At 55.8% G+C, this 4,596-nt stretch carries 5 protein-coding genes; 1 reads left to right on the forward strand and 4 read right to left on the reverse strand.

The genetic code is table 11. From position 1 onward, the window contains the following. Positions 1 to 333: 333 nt before the first annotated feature. A complete protein-coding gene (locus tag NW843_RS13565) occupies positions 334 to 1,218 on the forward strand; it encodes an acyl-CoA desaturase (protein WP_414523215.1) in 885 nt (294 codons plus the stop codon). Positions 1,219 to 1,297: 79 nt separating this feature from the next. On the opposite strand, the gene NW843_RS13570 is transcribed toward NW843_RS13565, so the two are convergent. The 4 genes from NW843_RS13570 to NW843_RS13585 form a co-directional block, all read right to left on the reverse strand. Next, a complete protein-coding gene (locus NW843_RS13570) occupies positions 1,298 to 1,558 on the reverse strand; it encodes a hypothetical protein (RefSeq protein ID WP_414343320.1) in 261 nt (86 codons plus the stop codon). A 281-nt stretch (positions 1,559 to 1,839) separates the two neighbouring features. Then, positions 1,840 to 2,103 (reverse strand): helix-turn-helix domain-containing protein, encoded by a 264-nt coding sequence (locus tag NW843_RS13575; RefSeq protein ID WP_011432496.1) that lies wholly within the window; start codon positions 2,101 to 2,103, stop codon positions 1,840 to 1,842. A gap of 154 nt (positions 2,104 to 2,257) precedes the next feature. Next, on the reverse strand, positions 2,258 to 3,517 hold the full coding sequence (locus NW843_RS13580; protein WP_414523216.1) for a sensor histidine kinase: 1,260 nt from the start codon (positions 3,515 to 3,517) through the stop codon (positions 2,258 to 2,260). A 72-nt stretch (positions 3,518 to 3,589) separates the two neighbouring features. Next, the gene (locus tag NW843_RS13585) at positions 3,590 to 4,357 is read right to left on the reverse strand and encodes an SDR family oxidoreductase (protein ID WP_414523217.1); all 768 of its coding nucleotides are present in this window, start codon (positions 4,355 to 4,357) and stop codon (positions 3,590 to 3,592) included. Between the last annotated feature and the right edge of the window lie 239 nt (positions 4,358 to 4,596).

A 4,596-nucleotide genomic window follows, 5' to 3' on the forward strand; every position in this document is an offset into this window, starting at 1 on the left:
CCCTACGGGTACAGTGCGGGGCTCCTGCGATTTCTAGCTGAAGAATTGCGGCGGGCTGCAAGTGACGCTTGCATTTACGGTGGAATACCGCTAGGCTTAATGTCAAGCGAGAGGATGTCGGCAGCGTTGCCTCTGCTCCTCTTCTTCCTGTGTAGCCAAGTTCATCACAGCGGAGCACATAGCAAGTCACCGCTGGCTATGGCGGTGTCTTCAGGGGTTTGACTCCGTTTTCACGTTGGGCCGCTGTTATCCGGCGGCCTTAACCTGGGCTTTGTGTTTTGGCTCTTTCCTAGTCAGTCTAGTCTACTTCTTCTTCTGAGGTTTTGTGGGTTCATGACCACTTCTTTTTCTCGCCAATCGCTGAATCATCCCGCTCCGCTCAATCGGCCCGAGCCCCAAGAGTCCTTTCGGTTTGCTTGGGAACATGTGCTCTTCTTTGCCATTTTTCACGTGGTGGCTTTGGTGGGAGGCATTTTCTTCTTCTCCTGGCCCGCTCTGGGAGTAGCCCTATTTCTCCACTGGTGTTTCGGCAGCTTAGGCATCTGCTTGGGGTACCACCGCCTGCTCAGCCATCGTAGTTTCCAGGTGCCCAAGTGGCTGGAATATGTCTTCACGACTCTCGGTGCCCTGGCCGTTCAAGGGGGGCCGATCTTTTGGGTGGGCGGCCATCGTCAGCACCACGCCTTCACCGAAGACGAGGAGAAGGATCCCTATTCTGCTCGTAAGGGCTTTTGGTGGAGCCACATACTCTGGCTGATCTACCACCGCGAAGAATTTTTCAACCCTGAGAAGTATTCTGCCTTTGCGCCCGACTTGGCTCGGGATCCCTTCTACCGCTGGCTGGATAGGTACGCCCTGCTTCTGCAGCTGCCATTGGCCGCGATACTCTACCTGCTGGGGGGCTGGTCATTCGTCGTGTACGGTATCTTTGTGCGGACAGTGCTGCTGCTGCATTGCACCTGGTTAATCAACTCGGCCAGCCACTTCTGGGGTTACCGGACTTTCGAGAGCAACGACAATGCCCGTAACCTTTGGTGGGCGGCGATTCTGACCTATGGTGAAGGGTGGCACAACAACCATCATGCCGACCCGAAGTGCGTTAAGGCCGGTTTGCGTTGGTGGGAGATCGACATGACCTACTGGGCCATTTGGCTGTTGGCGAGATTGGGCCTGGCTCGTAAGCTGCACCTGCCTGCCCAAGGCCAAGCTGCTCGCTGAACTGGTTTTTCCCAGACCTTGCAGAGGAATCATCCGGGGATCCCTATCCCTAGGGATCCCTTTTGGGTTGCAGAGAGAGCTAGTCTTCTAAGGGGCTATACTGCCACGCTCCATAGTGGTCAAGAATACGCTTAATTTGTTCTATGTCGGCATCGGGTTCTTGATGAATATGCAATGCCTCTATTTGGCTGTCTTGGTAGCGAAAGGTGGAGTTTTTTTTCCACTCCAGCTCCGTTTTCACCCCTGAAACACAAGCCAAATGGGCAGCCAATTCCCGATAAACCATCAGGGGCATAGAATCGTAGCGAACAGCGTAGCGTTTCAGCTTGGGGACGCTCACGTATGACAACCCAATCAACGTAGCTCAAAACAACTCAAGTATAGTCACTTCAAGTTAGATTAAGACGCTTCCTAACTACTCCGCGGTGTCGCCCAAATGCTCCGCATCACTTCCGCGAGCCCCCCAATCCCTCTCCCTAAGAGAGAGAAGAGCTAGGAAGCACTGCAATGGAACAGTTTCATTCCTCATTGAAATGACTATAACTTCTGGGCAATACAGTCACCAAAACCCCCCCGCTCAACACTCTTTGCTGGACACTTGACCGGCAAAATGGGATGGGACTAAGCAATTTTGTCATCGACCAAAGTGCAGCAATTGACCTGATCTAGGCAAATCTTTCCCCATTGCAAGGCCCAGCGTACTAAGGCCACCCGATTTGCCGTTCGGGTCTTGCTCAAAATATTGCTGATGTGATTGTCAACGGTGCGCTTGCTGATCTCTAGGCGTTCCGCGATGTCCTGATTGGTCAGTCCTGCTGCAATCAACTCAATGACCTGCAGCTCCCGTTCGGACAACAAGTCTGCGGAATGATAGTCAGTACCCATTCCGAATGCCTGCTTAAGATGAACTGTAAGGATTACCTACCCCAATTCTAGGGGATCACCCCTGAGATGGACAGCCCTGAAGAAAGGAAATCTTAGGCGATTCTCGTCCAGATTCTGGCTGCGGGCCACTGACGCGAGCGTCTTCGGGCGGGTTTCACAAGGGATCCAGGTGCTTCCGGGGCAGTTCCACCTGAACCCACAGCCCACCGGTTTGCGGGTGATTGCGCAGTTGGATGGTGCCCCCGTGAACTTCGACAATTTGTCGCACAATTGCCAGCCCTAGGCCGGTTCCGCCTTTGCTGCGGGCCCGCGCAGTGTCGGTGCGGTAAAAGGGCTGGAAGACCAACTCAAATTGATCCTCTGGCAGGCCGGGGCCGTGATCATACACCTCTAACTGCACCTGGGATCCCTGCTCCGAAAGCACCACATGGATAGGAGAGTCGGGCTTGCCATACTTGACGGCGTTGTCCAAGAGATTGAGGATGAGGCGGTATAGACGTTGCTCATCTCCCCAGAGGTAAATCTGGGACAATCCGCTCAGGTGCAGTTCCTGGTGGCGGGGTTTGGCCAACGGCTCCAAACTTTGCCAGGCTTCCTGCACCAGACTTGCCAGATCCACCCAACGCCATTGGGAGCGGGATGCGGCTCCCAGATTGAGGGCGCTGAGTTCGAGCAAGTCTTGAACCAAACGGCTCAGGCGCAGAGTTTCATTTAGCAATCGTTCTACCCAGACTGCCTGAGCGGCATCGACCCGGCTTTGTAAAGTTTCGGCCAGCAAGCGAATGGAGGTGAGGGGGGTTTTCAGCTCGTGAGCCACATCCGAAGCCCAGCGATCCCGCTGTTGGGCCAGCATTTTTGCTTCCAGCCGGTCTTCTAAAAAAATGGCCACGTGCGCTTGCGGCAGGAGCAACCCCCAAGCCCGCAGCGGAATCGGTTTGCCATCCCCACCGGAAGGGTAGAAAATCCATTCGCGACTTTGGACAGGAGCAGCGGTCTCCTGTCGGCGGGTAGCCTCGATGAGCTGATCCAACTCATAGGAGCGCACCCATTCCAGCAAGAGCTTGATGCCCGGCTGCCATTGGCTGATGCGCAGCAGACGCTGGGCGGCAGGATTGCACTCCAGCACCACGTTGTTTTCGTCTACCCGCAGATATCCCCAAGGGAGCCGCTGACTCAGGTATTGCCAGTTTTGCAGTTGCTGTTTTTGGTTGGCCCAATCCAGATCTTGTTGGCGAAGATGACGGCTGAGCAAGCTGAGCATCTGTTCCAGGGAGTGGAGGGGCATGGCCAGATGCACCAGGGATCCCAACCGCTGCAATTCGCGTCTGAAACGGCGCCGAGTCTGCCACAGCAGGAGCAACGTGCAAAGCAAACCGATTCCCAACCCGATCAGGATCCCGGCTTCCAGTCCCATGTTCCCACCACCTTTGCTGCCATTGTCGCTCAGGGAAGCAAGAGTGGAGGCGAAAGCCCGGTTGCCGGCCTCTTATCGACGATGTACGAGGGTGGTACTGGCTTGGTCGGTGGGCACAAGCAAGATCTCGCTGATGTTCACGTGGGGGGGACGGGTTGCCGCAAACACCACCACTTCAGCCACATCCATCGCCGTCAAGGGGGTGAGGCCCTGATACACTGCTGCCGCACGGGCGCGATCCCCACGGAAGCGCACTTGGCTGAACTCGGTTTCCACCAGGCCCGGCTGAATCTCGGTGACGCGAATGGGGGTGCCCAGTAAATCCAGCTTCAGCCCCTCAGAGATGGCCCGCACGGCGGCCTTAGAAGCGCAATACACAGCGCCACCTGGGTAGGTCTGCCGACCGGCAATGGAGCCGATGTTCACCACATGGCCTCGACCTCGCTCCACCATGCCGGGCAAAACGGCGCGGGTAACATAGAGCAGACCCTTGAGGTTGGTATCGATCATCTCTTCCCAGTCTTGCAAGGCCCCCATGTGGAGCTTGTCCAAGCCACGACTTAAACCTGCATTGTTGACCAAGATGTCGATGTTGGCCCACGGCGAGGGCAAAGATTGAAGCGCCTGCTGCACGGCTGCCCCATCCCGCACATCCAAAGCCAGCAGGTAGGAAGAAGTGCCATAAGCCTGCTGCAACTCCCCAGCCAGTTCCTGCAGCCGATCCTGACGACGAGCCACCAGAATCAGGCGGGCTCCAGAACGGGCAAAAAGGGTGGCACAAGCGGCCCCAATGCCGCTACTGGCTCCGGTGATGAGCACGATGGAGTTTTCAAGCATCATTTGCTAATTCAAATGCTGTGATTTCAGTTGGGTTGAGTCGGAGAAAAATGGACAGCCACCTTCAGCTTCCTCGTCAGTTCGAGGCTACAGCCATTCTAGAGTTCGAGCCACTTCCCCAGGGGGGAGCCTGGGATCCAGCAAACGAATCGTTTCTCTGCCGTTCGGTAGCGACCCTACCGCTCCCTGCAAGAGCCTAAAGAGCATGACTCTAGTCAATAATAAGCTCAACTATACTGAAA

The organism is Synechococcus sp. R5-12, from assembly GCF_047502655.1.
In the GTDB taxonomy this organism is placed as follows: domain Bacteria; phylum Cyanobacteriota; class Cyanobacteriia; order Thermostichales; family Thermostichaceae; genus Thermostichus.

Bases quoted from the DNA above. Each gene is read 5' to 3' on its own strand.
- NW843_RS13575 (WP_011432496.1), bottom strand. From the start codon at position 2,103: ATGGGTACTGACTATCATTCCGCAGACTTGTTGTCCGAACGGGAGCTG.
- NW843_RS13585 (WP_414523217.1), bottom strand. From the start codon at position 4,357: ATGATGCTTGAAAACTCCATCGTGCTCATCACCGGAGCCAGTAGCGGC.
- NW843_RS13580 (WP_414523216.1), bottom strand. From the start codon at position 3,517: ATGGGACTGGAAGCCGGGATCCTGATCGGGTTGGGAATCGGTTTGCTT.
- NW843_RS13565 (WP_414523215.1), top strand. From the start codon at position 334: ATGACCACTTCTTTTTCTCGCCAATCGCTGAATCATCCCGCTCCGCTC.